At 68.9% G+C, this 14,628-nt stretch carries 12 protein-coding genes; 9 read left to right on the top strand and 3 right to left on the bottom strand.

What is annotated here, in order from left to right; all coding sequences use genetic code 11:
- Nucleotides 1-199: 199 nt before the first annotated feature.
- Both OIE47_RS34865 and OIE47_RS34860 read left to right on the top strand, forming a co-directional pair.
- The gene (locus tag OIE47_RS34865; protein ID WP_326558801.1) at nucleotides 200-1,048 is read left to right on the top strand and encodes a metallophosphoesterase family protein; all 849 of its coding nucleotides are present in this window, start codon (nucleotides 200-202) and stop codon (nucleotides 1,046-1,048) included.
- Nucleotides 1,045-1,701: a 4'-phosphopantetheinyl transferase family protein gene (locus tag OIE47_RS34860; RefSeq protein WP_326558800.1), complete on the top strand. Its 657-nt coding sequence runs from the start codon at nucleotides 1,045-1,047 to the stop codon at nucleotides 1,699-1,701. The genes OIE47_RS34865 and OIE47_RS34860 overlap by 4 nt, the downstream gene beginning before the upstream one ends.
- Nucleotides 1,702-1,734: 33 nt before the next feature.
- Here OIE47_RS34860 and OIE47_RS34855 read toward each other — a convergent pair whose 3' ends face one another.
- The 3 genes from OIE47_RS34855 to OIE47_RS34845 all read right to left on the bottom strand — a co-directional run bounded on the left by OIE47_RS34855 (nucleotide 1,735) and on the right by OIE47_RS34845 (nucleotide 5,542).
- Nucleotides 1,735-2,469: an HAD family hydrolase gene (locus tag OIE47_RS34855; RefSeq protein ID WP_326558799.1), complete on the bottom strand. Its 735-nt coding sequence runs from the start codon at nucleotides 2,467-2,469 to the stop codon at nucleotides 1,735-1,737.
- A 594-nt stretch (nucleotides 2,470-3,063) separates the two neighbouring features.
- Entirely contained in the window at nucleotides 3,064-3,411 is a 348-nt protein-coding gene (locus tag OIE47_RS34850; protein WP_326558798.1) for a histone-like nucleoid-structuring protein Lsr2, read from the bottom strand.
- A 211-nt stretch (nucleotides 3,412-3,622) separates the two neighbouring features.
- Nucleotides 3,623-5,542, bottom strand: coding sequence for a ricin-type beta-trefoil lectin domain protein (locus tag OIE47_RS34845; protein ID WP_326558797.1), 1,920 nt, complete (start codon nucleotides 5,540-5,542; stop codon nucleotides 3,623-3,625).
- Between the two features lie 363 nt (nucleotides 5,543-5,905).
- Between OIE47_RS34845 and OIE47_RS34840 the strand changes: the two genes are divergently transcribed.
- The 7 genes from OIE47_RS34840 (at nucleotide 5,906) to OIE47_RS34805 (ending at nucleotide 14,614) form a co-directional block, all read left to right on the top strand.
- The gene (locus OIE47_RS34840) at nucleotides 5,906-6,910 is read left to right on the top strand and encodes a LacI family DNA-binding transcriptional regulator (RefSeq protein ID WP_326558796.1); all 1,005 of its coding nucleotides are present in this window, start codon (nucleotides 5,906-5,908) and stop codon (nucleotides 6,908-6,910) included.
- Nucleotides 6,911-7,130: 220 nt separating this feature from the next.
- Nucleotides 7,131-8,804, top strand: coding sequence for an ABC transporter substrate-binding protein (locus tag OIE47_RS34835; protein ID WP_326558795.1), 1,674 nt, complete (start codon nucleotides 7,131-7,133; stop codon nucleotides 8,802-8,804).
- A gap of 111 nt (nucleotides 8,805-8,915) precedes the next feature.
- Entirely contained in the window at nucleotides 8,916-10,022 is a 1,107-nt protein-coding gene (locus OIE47_RS38100; RefSeq protein WP_442792024.1) for an ABC transporter ATP-binding protein, read from the top strand.
- The gene (locus OIE47_RS34820; protein ID WP_326558794.1) at nucleotides 10,019-10,999 is read left to right on the top strand and encodes an ABC transporter permease; all 981 of its coding nucleotides are present in this window, start codon (nucleotides 10,019-10,021) and stop codon (nucleotides 10,997-10,999) included. Before OIE47_RS38100 ends, OIE47_RS34820 begins: the two co-directional genes overlap by 4 nt.
- A gap of 3 nt (nucleotides 11,000-11,002) precedes the next feature.
- On the top strand, nucleotides 11,003-12,064 hold the full coding sequence (locus OIE47_RS34815; protein WP_326558793.1) for an ABC transporter permease: 1,062 nt from the start codon (nucleotides 11,003-11,005) through the stop codon (nucleotides 12,062-12,064).
- The gene (locus OIE47_RS34810) at nucleotides 12,061-13,080 is read left to right on the top strand and encodes an ABC transporter ATP-binding protein (RefSeq protein ID WP_326558792.1); all 1,020 of its coding nucleotides are present in this window, start codon (nucleotides 12,061-12,063) and stop codon (nucleotides 13,078-13,080) included. Before OIE47_RS34815 ends, OIE47_RS34810 begins: the two co-directional genes overlap by 4 nt.
- 106 nt (nucleotides 13,081-13,186) lie before the next feature.
- Nucleotides 13,187-14,614, top strand: a complete 1,428-nt coding sequence (locus OIE47_RS34805; RefSeq protein ID WP_326558791.1) for a GH1 family beta-glucosidase — start codon at nucleotides 13,187-13,189, stop codon at nucleotides 14,612-14,614.
- Nucleotides 14,615-14,628: the final 14 nt, after the last annotated feature.

The following is a 14,628-nucleotide window of genomic DNA, read 5'->3' as shown; positions in this document are numbered from 1 at the left end:
GGGGGTGGCGGGGCGCTGCGGCTCCGGTCGGAGCGTTCGCGGTTGCCGGGACCCGGCGGGCAGCTGACGCACCCATCCATCGTGACATCCGGCCGGCGGGGCGTCCGGGCACCCCCGAGCCGCGCCCGCGTGACCTGACTCGCGTCAATATCGCGTTCGTGCCGCCGGGATGCGAGGCTGGTGCGGTGAAGAGTGGAGCATGCCGGTGACCGGTCACCTTTTCGCGGTGAGTGACCTTCATGTCGCCTACAAGGAAAATCGCCGGATTTCCGACGAGCTGCGGCCGGAGTCCGACGACGACTGGCTGATCGTGGCCGGCGACGTGGGGGAGATGGCCGCCGACATCGAGTCGGTCCTGACCGGGCTGGCCGGGCGGTTCGCCAAGGTGATCTGGGCGCCCGGCAACCACGAACTGTGGACACCGGCCGAGGATCCGGTCCAGCTTCGCGGCGAGGCGCGCTACCAGCATCTGGTACGGATGTGCCGGTCGATCGGCGTGGTCACCCCCGAGGACGAGTACCCGGTCTGGCGCGGCACCGGCGGTCCGGTCACCGTGGCGCCACTGTTCCTGCTCTACGACTACTCGTTCCGGATGCCGGGCCTGCACACCAAGGAGGCGTCGCTGGCGCGGGCGTACGAGGTGGGTGTGGTCTGCACCGACGAGTTCGTGCTGCACCCCGACCCGTACCCGAGCCGGGAACAGTGGTGCTGGGCGCGGGTCGAGCAGACCGAACGCCGGCTCGCCGCCTGCGACCCGAACATCCCGACCGTCCTGGTCAACCACTATCCGCTGGTCCGCGAGCCGACCGACGTGCTGCGGTACCCCGAGTTCGCGCAGTGGTGCGGGACCGACCGGACCGCCGACTGGCACCTGCGCTTCCGGGCCGCGGTGGCGGTCTACGGCCACCTGCACATTCCGCGTACCACCTGGCACGACGGGGTCCGGTTCGAGGAGGTCTCGCTCGGCTATCCGCGCGAATGGCAGCGCCGCGAGCAGCCGCCGCGGATACCGGTCCGGCTGCTCGGCGACGGGCAGTCGCCCCGGTGATCGAACGACTGCTCTCCGCGCCGGTGGTCGCCGTGGAGGCCTTCGACGACAGCCTGCCCGGACTCCTCTTTCCCGAGGAGGAGGCACTGCTGGCCAACGCCGTCGACAAGCGACGCAACGAGTTCGTCACTGCCCGCCGCTGCGCCCGCCAGGCCCTCGCCGAACTGGGCTTTCCACCGGCGCCACTGCTGCCCGGCCCGCAACGCGAACCGCGCTGGCCCGCCGGTGTGGTGGGCAGCATCACCCACTGCGACGGCTACCGGGCCGCGGCCGTGGCCCGGACCACCGACCTGGTGACGATCGGCATCGACGCCGAACCCCACCAGCCGCTGCCGTCCGGGGTGCTCGCCGCGGTCGCGCTGCCGGCCGAGGTCGCCCGGCTGGCACAACTCGCCGGGGCCTATCCGTCGATCTGCTGGGACCGGTTGCTCTTCTGTGCCAAGGAGGCGGTCTACAAGGCCTGGTTCCCGCTCGCCCGGCGGTGGCTGGACTTCCACGAGGCCGAGATCGAGGTCGACCCGGCCGGCACCTTCACCGCCGTACTGCTGGTGCCCGGTCCGCTGGTCGACGGTGTGCCGCTCACCGGGTTCAGCGGGCGTTGGCTGGTCGACCACGGACTGCTCCTCGCCGTGATCTCGTTGCCGACCCGCTGACGTAACACCGTCGGGCGCCGGTGGCGGGCTGGCTCAGCCCACCGGGTCCGGCTGCCGGCCGGCGTGGACCCCGGACGTCGGCCACCCGAGCAGCGCGGGCAGTTCGGCCGGATCGTCGACGACATGCTCCGGCCGGACCGGATCGGGGTCGTCGCGGTGACCGGCCGAGGAAGGCACCAGCGCATTGGTCACCAGCACCGGCCGCATACCGGCGGCGAGGGCGCCCGAATGCTCCCGGCTGCCACCGTCCCCGACGAACCAGCACCCGTCCGCCGGTACGCCCAACCGGGCGGCGGCGGTGGCGTACAGCCGTGGATCCGGCTTGCGGCAGCCCTCCTGCCAGGAGAAGACGGTGGCGTCGAGATACGGCGCGTACGGGGTGTCGTCCCACCGTTCGCACAGTTCACTGGCGCAGTCGCTGAGCAGGGCGAGCCGGAAACCTCGGATGCGCAGTTCGCCGAGGAGGTCGAGAACACCGGTACGGGGACGCCGGACCCGCCCCGCACCGTCGTGCTGTACGCGTACGGCCAGGTCCAGTTGGTTGTCGTCGGGGTCGGCTCCGCACTCGCGGGCGATCGCGCGCAGCGTCGCGGCGGTGCCCCCGTAGCGGCCGGTGGCGCGTGCGGTGAACGTGCTGCCCATCCGGGCCCAGAACACCTCGGCCGGTACGCCGAGCGCCGCCGCCGTGTCGCCGAAGGCCGCCCGGCGCTCGGACTCGGCCGCCGGATCGGTCAGGGTGCCGAAGAAGTCGAAGACGACCGCGCGCATCCGTCCATGCTGGTCGGGACCACGGTCGCGGGTCAAGCGGCGGACCGACCACCTCCGGATAGCGCAGCTCCCTCGGCGGCTTGCGCCGAGCAAGATGCTTCCCCGGTCGGTTCCTTGGCAGACAAGGTCGACTCCCTTCAATGAGTGGTGTGCACTCGAGTCAGGAGCCGCTTCCGTTGCCGGGATAGCGAATACCGGGTCGGCAAGGTGACATTGTGTGCCCGGTCACCGGGATGTCGTTCTACTGCAAACGGGCCGAATGGCGCTGCCTCAGAACGGCAGGAATGCCTGGTCAACGTGCCCGTGATCTGCCGCCGGGTAACCGTCGCGGGATGCGTACCCGGCATGCGACCGTCGGGTTTCAGTCTCGGTTCGTTACGCCGCGTATGCCCGGTTGCGGTGACGACGGGTGGAGTCGCAGTGCGTACGGAACCGTCGTCGGGGATCTTTGGTGTGGTGCAATTTCCAGCGCATGGGCTTGCGAGCCCGGCTCACCGACGATGGGTAGGCCGGGCCCGACTCCGGAGGCGGTCGATATCGGGGGATGCCCCGCCGGGCATCTCCCGTGTTATCCGTACCTCCTGAGCCGCCCGCTCAGTGGTTGTTGTAGGCCTCGACCACGGAAGCCGGAATCCGGCCGCGCTCGGAAACGTCGTAGCCGTTCTTCGACGCCCATTCGCGGATCGCCTTGTTCTGGTCGCGGTCGCTGCGGGTCGGTGCCGCGTTGCCGCTGCGCCGAGCCGGCCGACGGCTTTCCACGCCGCCGCGACCGACGCGGGTTCCTGCCGCGATGTACGGGTCGAGCACCTTGCGGAGCTTGCCCGCGTTCTCTTCGGACAGATCAATGGTGTAGCTGACGCCGTCGAGCCCGAACTCGACGGTGCGGTCGGCCTCGCCGCCATCGAGGTCGTCGGTCAGGACGGTGATTACCTTTTTAGCCATGGTTGATCACTCCACGTGAACAATGGGGTTCCAGGTGATGAGTTTGACTCATCAATCACTGATTTCGCAACGTTCCCCCCATTGCCCGAGTGGCGCGGGCGTCCGGAGCGGCCCGGAAACTCCTCCGACCGGCATAAGCGAAGCCGCCGACGCCCTCCCGGTTCGGTGGGCGCCGGCGGCTGCCGGTACGGTACGAAGTGCTCCGCGCTTACTAAGCCGGGAGGGTCCATTTCTGGTTTCCGGCGCCCGTGCAGCTCCAGATCTGCAGCGGCGTGCCGTCGGCGCTGGTGTTACCCGTCACGTCCAGGCACTTGTTCGCCTGCGGATTGACCAGGTCCCGCCCGGCGGTCCAGGTCCACTGCTGGGCACCGGAGCCGTTACACGTGTAGAGCTGCACGCGGGCACCGTTGGCCGTCGACCCGGCGCTGATGTCGAGGCATTTCCCGAGTGCGCGCAGGGTTCCGTCGGCGGCTCGGGTCCACCGCTGGGCGGTCGTTGCGTTGCATCCGTACAACTGCACCGCCGTGCCGTCGGCGGAGCTGGCGCCGGCGATGTCGACGCATTTTCCGGCGAGCCCGGTGATCTGTCCGGTCGGGCCCGAGGGCGGGGGAGTGGTCGGCCCGGTGCCGGGCGTCCCGCCCCAGGTGAAGGTGGCCGAGGTCTTCGTCGGCAGGGGGTAGGTGAAGGACTGGTTTCCCCAGTTCACCTTGACGTTCTGGGTGCTGCCGGTGTTGTTGTACGCGATCAGCGCCTTCGAACCGTCCGGGTTCTTCCAGGCCACGTTCAGCACCGAAGCGTTGCCGGTGGAGTCGATCCGGTAGGCGCCCGGCTTCACGAACTTGGTCAGGTGCCCCATCGTGTAGTACTCGATCGTGTAGTCGACCTGGCCGTGCCGGCTGTCCCCGTTGTGCACGGTTACCAGGCCGGTACAGGTACCGCAACCGCCGTTGTGCGGACCCTGGTTCTGGTCCAGCGCCAGACTCCATTTGATCCAGCTACGGTCCCAGTTGCGGGTGTAGTCGACCAGGTTCAGCATGTCCTCGGTCTGTTGGTTGGCGATCCAGTCGCCGCCCGAGTGCTCGGTCATGTACGCGTTCACGTTCGGGAACTGGTTGTGCACCGTGGTCTGGGTGCTGACGTTCCCGCCGTACCCGTGCCAGGCGATTCCGCCGAAGAGCGGGTCGTTGCGGATCGCCGGGTCGTTGACCAGTGGGGCGGCCCATTCCTGGTAACCGTCCCAGTTCCAGTCGTGCACCAGCACCTTGGTGTTGATCCCGGCGTTGCGGAACGCCGGGTAGAGGTGGTTCTTGGTGAACTCCTGCAACCCGGCGGCGTTCCACTGCATCGAGGGGTAACCCGCGCAGCAGGTCGGTTCGTTCTGCGCGGTCACGTAGTCGATTTTCACGCCCTGGGCGGCGTAGCCCTGCACGTACCGGGCGAAGTACTGGGCGTAGGTCGGGTAGTGCTGCCACTGCAGCCACCCCTGGGTCATGCTGTTGTTGTCCTTCATCCAACCCGGCGCGCTCCAGGGAGACGCCATCACCTTCAGTGCCGGGTTGAGACTCTTGGCCTGCTTGGTCAACGCCATCACGTCGCTGTCCCGGCTGAGCGAGAAGTCGTTGAGATCGCAACACGTGTCGTCGTACGAGTAGCTGAACCGGGCCAGGTCGGACGCGCCCATCGGATTGCGGGTGAAGCTGAGGCCGATTCCGTTCACCGGGTCGAAGAGTTGGCGCATCACGGTGTCCCGGGTGCTCTGGCTGAGTGCCCCGCTGCCGTTGATGAGCCAGGCGGCGGTGTCGGTGAACGAGGCCCCCGCCCCCTCGAACTGCTGGTACGTGGTGTTCTCGTTGACGGTGAGGGTCTGGTTGCCGGTGCCGCTGCTGGCGGCGAAGGCGATCGGGGTCTGCGGTTGCAGGCCACGGGTGACCGTACGACCACGGGCGTCCGAGGTCGTGGTCAGCCAGATGTTGACCTGCTCGCCGGCGGCGAAGGCCGCGGGTGCCCGGAGCACGGCCAGCCCGGTGGCGACCAGGCAACAGGCCAGCAGGGTGGCCTGGATCGCGCGTCGGCGGGTCGGTCCGGTGGGGCGGGTGGGTGCGACGAGCGGTGGAGTCGCTGTCGATGGCACAGAATTTCCCCTTCCGCGAGGAGTTTTCTCGGCGGACGGTGGGGCGCACCGCGCCCGTTCGACGCGGGCGGTCACCGCCCGGCCGACGAGGACGGGCCACGGCCGGTGGGGACGCAAGCGCTGGTCGGCCGGGGTGCGATGCCCGTGGTCGTCGGGATGGAGCCCGTGATGCGGCTGCGCGCATCGACGGTGATGAAGAGGTAACACGCCCGTCCAGCTAACTGCAAGGTTTGTTTAGAAATCAGTTTTGTTACGCGACCGTGATTGACGTGGCCCTCGTCACTCCGGTTGACTCGGCCCGGAACCGCTTCCGCAACCGGTTCCGAACCAGCCGTTAACCGTCCCGACACGAAGGGGCACCCAGTGCCGATCACCATCGCCGACGTCGCGGCCCGAGCCGGGGTCAGCAAGACCACGGTCTCCCGGGTGCTCAACGGCAAGGGTGAACTCGACGTGCAGACGGCGGCGCGGGTGCGCCGGGTGATCGAGGAACTGGGCTACGTACCGAGCGCGCGGGCGGTCGGGTTGGCCCGGGGTCGTACCCGGGTGGTCGGCATGCTGGTCCCGTCACTGACCTGGCCCTGGATGGGCGAGGTGCTGCAGGGCGCGGTGGACGTGGTGGAGACCGAGGGCTACGGGTTGCTGCTGTTCACCTGCAACCGGGGTGAGGAGTCGATGCGGCAGTTCGCCTCGCAGGTCTCCGCGAAGTCGTTCGACGGCCTGCTGGTGATCGAGCCCGAGGGCACCCTCGACTACATCACCGACCTGCACGCCCGCGGCCTGCCGGTGGTGCTCATCGACGACCGTGGCCACCAGCCGCTCTTCCCCTCGGTGGCCACCACCAACCGCAGCGGAGGCGCCGCCGCAGCCCGCCACCTGCTGGAACTCGGCCGACGCCGGCCGCTGGTCATCACCGGCATCGAACCGTTCGGCTGCACCCAGGAGCGGATGGCCGGGTTCGGTGACGTCTACGCCGAGGCGGGCCTGCCGTTGGACCCGAGGCTCGTGGTGGAGGGTGACTTCACCTTCGACCGGGGTCGGGCGGTGGTCAAGCAGATGTTGGCCGACGGGGTCGAGTTCGACGCCGTGTTCGCCCACAACGACCTGTCGGCGGCCGGTGCCCTGCTGGCCATCCGGGAGGCGGGCCGTCGGGTGCCGGAGGACGTCGCACTGGTCGGCTTCGACGACATCCCGTACGCCTCGCACACCGATCCGCCGCTGACCACGGTGCACCAGCCGATGCGTCAGATGGGCGAGGCGGCGGCGCGGATGCTGCTCGCGTACTTCGACGGCACCCCGCTGCCCGACGCCCCGCACGTGCTACCCACCACGTTGATCGTCCGAGCCTCCACCATGGTTCCCGCCTGACCCCACCCGACCCCGACCGGTTCCCACCCCCGACCGGTCCGCCCGGCTCCACCGGACCACCCCACCGGCTCCACCCCACCTCACCCCCCACCGCAACCAAGATCCTCCGGACCCGCCTACCCGATCGTGAGAGCGCTCTACCGATCGGCCGGCACCTGTCAGAACGCCTTTCCCGCTCATCCCATGACCACCCTCACCACCACGACACAGGGAGGAATACATGCACGTCAGGCGCACTCTCGCGGTCGCCCTCGCCAGCGTGATGGCGGTCGGTGTGCTCGCCGCCTGCGGCGACAGCCCGAACGCGAACCGGGACGGGAACAACGCCCCGTCCGTACTGAATATCGGCATGCCCAACGGTCCGCAGACCGAGAACCACAACCCGTTCCTGACCTCCGCGTCCGCCGCGTCCCTCGGCTACCGCTGGATGATCTACGAGCCGCTGATCATGGATAACCTGATCCGCCCGTCCGACGCGGGCAAGCCGTGGCTGGCCACCAAGGCGGAGTGGACCAACGGTTACAAGACCCTCGCGCTCACCATCCGCGACGGCGTCAAGTGGTCCGACGGCAAGCCGTTCAGCGCCGAGGACGTCGCGTTCACCTGGGAGCTGATCAAGAAGACCGAGGCGCTGAACATCAACGCCCTGCCGCTTCAGGACATCACGACCAGCGGTAACACGGTCACGGTGAACTTCGGCGCGCCGCAGTTCGTCAACCAGCACAAGATCCTCACCACCATCCCGATGGTGCCCAAGCACATCTGGTCGACCATCGCCGACCCGGCCACCGACATCAACAAGAACCCGGTCGGTACCGGCCCGTACACGCTGAAGTCGTTCACGCCGCAGACCACCACGCTGACGGTGCGGGACAACTACTGGCAGGAGCTGCCCAAGGTCAAGGAGCTGCGCTACACGTCGTACAACGACAACAACGCGCAGACCACCGCACTGGCCAACGGCGAGTCGGAGTGGAGCTTCGTCTTCATCCCGAACTACAAGACCGTCTACGTGGACAAGAACCCCGAGTTCAACAAGGTGTGGCCGGCGTCCGTACTGGGCATCCACGGTCTCTACATCAACGTCACCCGCAAGCCGTTCGACAACCCGGTCCTGCGCCGGGCGATGAACATGGTGATCAACCGCAACGACATCTTCGTCCAGGCCGAGGCGGCGTACTTCCACCCCGAGGTGACCTCGGTGACCGGCATCCCGCTGCCGGCCGGCGAGTCGTTCATCGCCCCGGAGTACAAGGGCCAGACCCACAAGGTCGACGTCGAGGGTGCCAAGACGCTGCTCACCGGTGCCGGCTTCAAGCTCGAGGGCAACGTCCTGAAGGACCCGACCGGCAAGCCGGTCACCCTGAAGCTGAGCGACCCCGCCGGCTGGTCCGACTACATCACCAGCCTGGAGATCGTGAAGGACAACCTCTCCCAGATCGGCATCGCCGCGACGGTGGAGAAGGCCAACCAGGACGCCTGGTTCACCTCGGTCGAGGAGGGCAACTTCGAGGCCAGCTTCCGCTGGACCAACGGTGGCGCCACCCCGTACGACATCTACCAGACGATCATGGATGGTCGGCTGCTCAAGCCGATCGGCACCGCGTCGCCGCAGGGCAACTTCGGTCGGTTCAACAGCCCCGAGGCGACCAAGGCACTGGAGGACTACGCCAGCGCCCCCGACGACGCCGCCCGTACCACCGCGATGAACACGCTCCAGAAGATCTTCGTCGAGCAGATGCCGATGATCCCGGTCGGCGCGGACAACGCCGGTGGCGCCTACGTCACGAAGAACTGGGTGGGCTGGCCGGACGACCAGAACCCGTACGCGCCGGCGCAGCCGACGCAACCGAACGCGGTCGACGTCGTCCTGCACCTCAAGCCCAACTCCTGATCCGTCCGCGCTGCCTCCCGGGTGTGCCGTACAGGGCACCCGGGAGGCGGCGCAGCCGCGCGGGGGAGCAGTACCGCGCGGGGATCAGCTCTCTTCGACAGGAGCTCCGGCATGACCACGAGCGAGACCTCCACCCCTGCCCTGACCGAGGTGGTGTTGGAGGCGGAAAGCCTGACCAAACATTTCCCGGTCCGACGGCGGGTCCGGGACCTCCTCTCCCGCGAGCGGCGGGTGGTGCACGCGGTCGACGACGTGCACCTGGTGCTTCGCCGGAGCCGGGTCACCGCGCTCGTCGGCGAGTCCGGATCCGGCAAGTCCACCGTGGCCCGACTGCTCGCCCAGCTCTACCGCCGCACCTCCGGCGACATCCGGCTGCACGGCGAGTCGACCACCGTGCACGGCGGCCGGCGGTTCCGGGCGTACGCCCGACGGGTGCAGCTCACCTTCCAGGACCCGTTCGCCTCGCTGAACCCCGTACACACCGTCCGTTACCACCTCACCCGTTCGCTGCGCATCCACGGCCACGGCGGCAACACCCGGGCCGAGTTGGAACAGGCGCTGCACGAGCTGCTCGGCCGGGTGGCCCTCACCCCGCCCGAGCGCTACATCGACAAGTTCCCGCACGAACTCTCCGGCGGCCAGCGCCAGCGGGTGGCGATCGCCCGCGCCCTCGGCGCCGACCCCGAGGTGCTGCTCGCCGACGAACCGGTCTCGATGCTCGACGTGTCTATCCGGCTGGGTGTGCTGAACCTGCTGCGCGATCTGAAGGAACGGCTGAACCTGGCCATCCTCTACATCACCCACGACATCGCCTCCGCCCGCTACTTCGCCGACGACACCCTGGTCATGTACGCCGGCCGGATGGTGGAGGGCGGCGACAGCGAAACGGTGACGCAGCGGCCGGCACACCCGTACACCCGGTTGTTGATCGCCTCGGCGCCGGACCCGGACCGGATCCAGGGCTCGCCCACGGAGGCCGCCGCCGCCACCCCGGAGGACCGTGGCGGTGGGGAGCCGCCCAGCCTGATCGACCCGCCGCCCGGCTGCCGTTTCCATCCCCGCTGCCCCAGCGCCATGCCCCGGTGCTCCACCACGCTGCCGCCCCGGTTGGCCGTGCAGGGCGAGCCGGGCCACTGGGCCTCCTGCTGGCTCTACGACCCGGAGAACACCGAGACGCCCGGTTCGGCCGCGCGCGAGGTACGGACGGTGGTCTCGTGAAATTCCTGCTGCAACGGATCGCGTTCTACCTGTTCACCGCGTGGGCCGCGATCACCATCAACTTCTTCATCCCCCGGATGATCCCCGGTGACCCGGTCCAGTCGCTGATCTCCCGCTACCAGGGTCAGATCAGCACCCAGGCGATGCAGTCGCTCTACGTCCTGTTCGGTCTGGACAAGGACAAGAGCATGTGGCAGGAGTACGTCGAGTACTGGGGCCAGCTCTTCCGCGGTGACCTGGGGCTGTCGTTCACGTTCTTCCCGGCGCCGGTCTCCCAGGTGCTCTCGGACAGCCTGCCCTGGACCCTGGCCCTGGTCGGCATCACCACCGTGATCAGTTTCCTCACCGGCACCATGCTCGGTGTGGTGGCCGGCTGGCGGCGCGGCTCGTGGATCGACGGCCTGCTGCCCGCGACCACGTTCCTGTCGTCGGTGCCGTACTTCTGGCTCGGGCTCATCTCGATCGCCCTGCTCGCCGGACCGGGCAGCTTCTTCCCGTCCTCCGGTGGTTACGAACCCGGCCTGGTGCCGGCGTTCGACCAGTACTTCATCGGCAGCGCGATCCAGCACAGCCTGCTGCCCGCGTTCACCATCCTGATCTCGTCGGTCTCCGGGTGGATCCTGAGCATGCGCAACATGATGGTCACCGTCGCCGCCGAGGACTACATCACCGTGGCGCACGCCAAGGGCCTGTCGGAGCGCCGGGTCGCGGTCAGCTACGCCGCCCGCAACGCGCTGCTGCCGAACGTCTCCGGCTTCGCGCTGTCACTGGGTTTCATCGTCGGCGGGACCCTGTTGGTCGAGATCGTCTTCTCCTACCCCGGCCTCGGTTTCCAGCTCTTCCAGGCGGTCGGCGCCAAGGACTACCCGCTGATGCAGGGCGTCTTCCTGATCATCACGCTCTCCGTGCTGCTGGCGAACCTGCTGGCGGACCTGGCGTACCTGGCCCTGGACCCCCGAACCCGCAAGGAGGGCTGAGCGATGGCCATCCCCACCAGCAGCATCGACGCCGTCATCCCCACCGGCGCGGTGACCGACGCCACGCCGCCGCCCGCCGCCCGTCGCCGCAAGTTCCGGTTCGTGGCCAATCCCAAGGCCGCGACCGGGCTGGTCATCCTGGGCATCTTCCTGCTGATCGCGGTGATCGGCCCGTGGATCGCACCGTACGACCCGTCCGGGCGCGGACCCGACCTGGTCGCGCCGCCGTCCGGGGCGCACTGGTTCGGCACCACCCACCTCGGCCAGGACATCTTCAGCCAGGTGCTGGTCGGGACCCGCGGGGTCATCTTCGTGGGCTTCCTGGCCGGAGTGGTCGCCACCGTGCTCTCGGTGGTCATCGGGGTCACCGCCGGATATCTCGGCGGGGCCGCGGACGAGAGCCTGTCCGCCCTGTCGAACGTGTTCCTGGTGATCCCGGCGCTGCCGCTGGTCATCATCGTCGCCTCGACCATCTCCTCCGCCGGTGACCTGGTTGTCGCCCTGGTCATCGGGTTGACCTCGTGGGCCTGGGGAGCCAGGGTGCTGCGCGCCCAGACGCTCTCGTTGCGCAGACGCGACTACGTGGAGGCGGCCCGCGCCAGCGGGGAGAGCACCTGGCGGATCGTCGGGTTCGAGATCCTGCCGAACCTGACCGCGATCATCGCCTCCAACTTCGTCGGCACGGTCATCTTCGCCGTCATGTCCGAGATCACCCTGGCCTTCATCGGGATCTCGACCATCTCCGAGTGGAACTGGGGCACCATCCTGTTCTGGGCGCAGAGCCAGCAGGCCCTGGCCCAGGGCGCCTGGTGGTGGTTCGTACCCGCCGGGTTGGCGATCGCGATCCTCGGCACCGCGCTGTCGCTGGTCAACTTCGGCATCGACGAGTTCGTCAGTCCCCGGCTGCGCAGCAGCGGCAAGGCGAAGGTGCGTACGGCCGACGGTCGAGTCGTCCGGATGCGGGTCGGGTTCACCCCGGTACTCGCCGCACCGCCGAGTCCGCCACCGGCGCCCCGGGGTGCCGCCGTGCTGAGCAACGCCGAGGGAAAGGCGGCCGGGCGATGAGCCGACCCGTGCTGGAGATCAAGAACCTGAACGTCGACTACGGTCTCGGCGACCAGGCCGTACGCGCGGTCCGGGACGTCAACCTCACCCTGCACCGGGGCGAGGTGCTGGGACTGGCCGGCGAGAGCGGCAGCGGGAAGTCCACCCTGGCGTACGGGGTGACCCGGCTGCTGCCCCCGCCCGGTGTGATCAGCGGCGGCTCGGTCCTCTACCATCCGCCGAGCGGCGAACCGATCGACATCATGACCCTCAGCCCGGCGCAACTGCGCAGGTTCCGCTGGGCGGAGACCTCGATCGTGTTCCAGGGGGCGATGAACTCGCTCAACCCGGTGCACAAGGTCTCCACCCAGCTCATGGACGTGATCAAGGCGCACGAGCCGACGACGAGTCCCGCCGCGCGGCTGGCCCGCGCCCGCGAACTGCTCAAACTCGTCGGGATCGCGGCCGACCGGCTGGACAGCTACCCGCACCAGCTCTCCGGCGGCATGCGCCAGCGGGTCATGATCGGGATGGCGCTCGCGCTGGAGCCGCAGATCGTCATCATGGACGAGCCGACCACCGCCCTCGACGTGGTGATGCAGCGGCAGATCCTGGGGCAGCTCGTCGAGCTGCGCGAACGGCTCGGGTTCTCGGTGCTGTTCATCACCCACGACCTGTCCCTGCTGGTCGAGTTCTCCGACCGGATCGCGATCATGTACGGGGGACGGATCGTCGAGGAGGCGCCCGCGGCGGCGCTCTACCGCGACTCGCTGCACCCGTACAGCGAGGGTTTGTTGAACTCCTTCCCGGCGCTGCGCGGACCGCGCCGTGAACTGAGCGGCATCCCCGGTTCGCCGCCGGACCTGCGCGGCATGCCGACCGGTTGCTCGTTCCACCCGCGCTGCCCGAAGGCGTTCGACCCGTGCGCCACCGAGATCCCGGTGCTGGGGGTGCCGAAGGAGGGTACGGCCGCCGACCGGAACGTGGCCTGCTGGCTGCATCCCACCCGTGAATCCGTCGTGGTCCGCCGGGGGTGACCGGGCGGTGCCGACTGTTCCCCGTCGCGCCGCGCGCGGCCCACCGTCACCGGTTGCCGCGCACCCACCAGCCCGACACCAGTACTCACACCCGATCAGGAGAGCCATGGACACGACCGCCTCGACACTCGATCCTGCCCGCGTCGCCAGCGGTCAACCCGACCCGATCGACAGCCTGCCCGCCAGCTTCCGTTGGGGCGTGGCGACCTCGTCGTACCAGATCGAGGGTGCCGTCGCCGAGGACGGGCGTACCCCCTCGATCTGGGACACGTTCTGCCGGGTCCCCGGCGCCGTCCACAAGGGCGAGCACGGCGACATCGCCTGCGACCACTACCACCGGATGCCCTCCGACGTGGGGTTGATGCGCGACCTGGAGGTGGACACCTACCGGTTCTCCGTGGCCTGGCCACGGGTGCAGCCGGGTGGCCGTGGGCCGGCCAACCCGGCCGGGTTGGCGTTCTACGACCGGCTGGTGGACGAGTTGCTGGCCCAGGGGATCGACCCGTGGGTCACCCTCTACCACTGGGACCTCCCGCAGGAGCTGGAGGACGCGGGCGGCTGGCCGGCGCGGGACACCGCCTACCGGTTCGCCGACTACTCGATGCTCGTCTTCGACCAGCTCAAGGATCGGGTACGGACGTGGACCACGCTGAACGAGCCGTGGTGCTCGGCGATGCTCGGTTACGCGTACGGGCGGCACGCCCCGGGCAAGCGGGACTTCGAGGCCGGGATGCACGCCGTACACCATCTTCTGCTCGGACACGGGCTGGCCACCCAGCGGATGCGGGCGGCGGCGCCCGGCCCGATCGACCTCGGCATCACGCTGAACATGAGCACCTCGGTCGCGGCGACCGAGAGCGAGCCGGACGTGAACGCCGCCCGCCGGGCGGACGGGCTCGGCGTCCGGATCTACCTCGACCCGCTGCGGCACGGCCGCTACCCGCAGGACATCGTCGCCGACCTCGCCGCGCGCGGGATCGAGCTGCCGGTCCAGGACGGTGACCTGGAGATCATCTCGGCCCCGATCGACGTGCTCGGCGTCAACTACTACTTCAGCACCCAGCACTCGGGGGTGGACGAGCAGGGACGCACCGAGGACGCCGACGGACTGCCGGTGAGCCGCGAGGTGCCGTTCGGTCGGCCCAGGACCGCGATGGACTGGGAGATCGTCCCCGAGGGCTTCACCGAGCTGCTGGTACGCCTCAGCCGCGACTACCCCGACCTGCCGATGGTGATCACCGAAAACGGTTCCGCCTTCGACGACGAGCCGGACGAGAAGGGATTCGTCCAGGACGACGACCGGATCGGCTACTTCGTGTCGCACCTCGGCGCGGTCGCCCTCGCCCGCCAGCAGGGTGCCGACATCCGCGGCTACTTCGCCTGGTCCCTGATGGACAACTTCGAGTGGGCCTACGGTTACGACAAGCGGTTCGGGATCATCCGGGTCGACTACGACACCCAGGTCCGTACGCCCAAGGCCAGCGCCCTCTGGTACCGCGACACGATCCGCCGTATTCGCAACGCTGGCAAGTGACCATCGGGTACGGC

This window comes from Micromonospora sp. NBC_01796, from assembly GCF_035917455.1.
GTDB lineage: Bacteria > Actinomycetota > Actinomycetes > Mycobacteriales > Micromonosporaceae > Micromonospora_G.
The sequence above is the reverse complement of the archived record's forward strand: the minus strand, read 5'-3'. Positions and strand labels throughout refer to the sequence as shown.

What these genes read in the sequence shown, in the direction of transcription:
- OIE47_RS34865 (WP_326558801.1), top strand. Translation starts at nt 200, where the DNA reads ATGCCGGTGACCGGTCACCTTTTCGCGGTGAGTGACCTTCATGTCGCC.
- OIE47_RS34855 (WP_326558799.1), bottom strand. Translation starts at nt 2,469, where the DNA reads ATGCGCGCGGTCGTCTTCGACTTCTTCGGCACCCTGACCGATCCGGCG.
- OIE47_RS34850 (WP_326558798.1), bottom strand. Translation starts at nt 3,411, where the DNA reads ATGGCTAAAAAGGTAATCACCGTCCTGACCGACGACCTCGATGGCGGC.
- OIE47_RS34835 (WP_326558795.1), top strand. Translation starts at nt 7,131, where the DNA reads ATGCACGTCAGGCGCACTCTCGCGGTCGCCCTCGCCAGCGTGATGGCG.
- OIE47_RS38100 (WP_442792024.1), top strand. Translation starts at nt 8,916, where the DNA reads ATGACCACGAGCGAGACCTCCACCCCTGCCCTGACCGAGGTGGTGTTG.
- OIE47_RS34815 (WP_326558793.1), top strand. Translation starts at nt 11,003, where the DNA reads ATGGCCATCCCCACCAGCAGCATCGACGCCGTCATCCCCACCGGCGCG.
- OIE47_RS34810 (WP_326558792.1), top strand. Translation starts at nt 12,061, where the DNA reads ATGAGCCGACCCGTGCTGGAGATCAAGAACCTGAACGTCGACTACGGT.
- OIE47_RS34805 (WP_326558791.1), top strand. Translation starts at nt 13,187, where the DNA reads ATGGACACGACCGCCTCGACACTCGATCCTGCCCGCGTCGCCAGCGGT.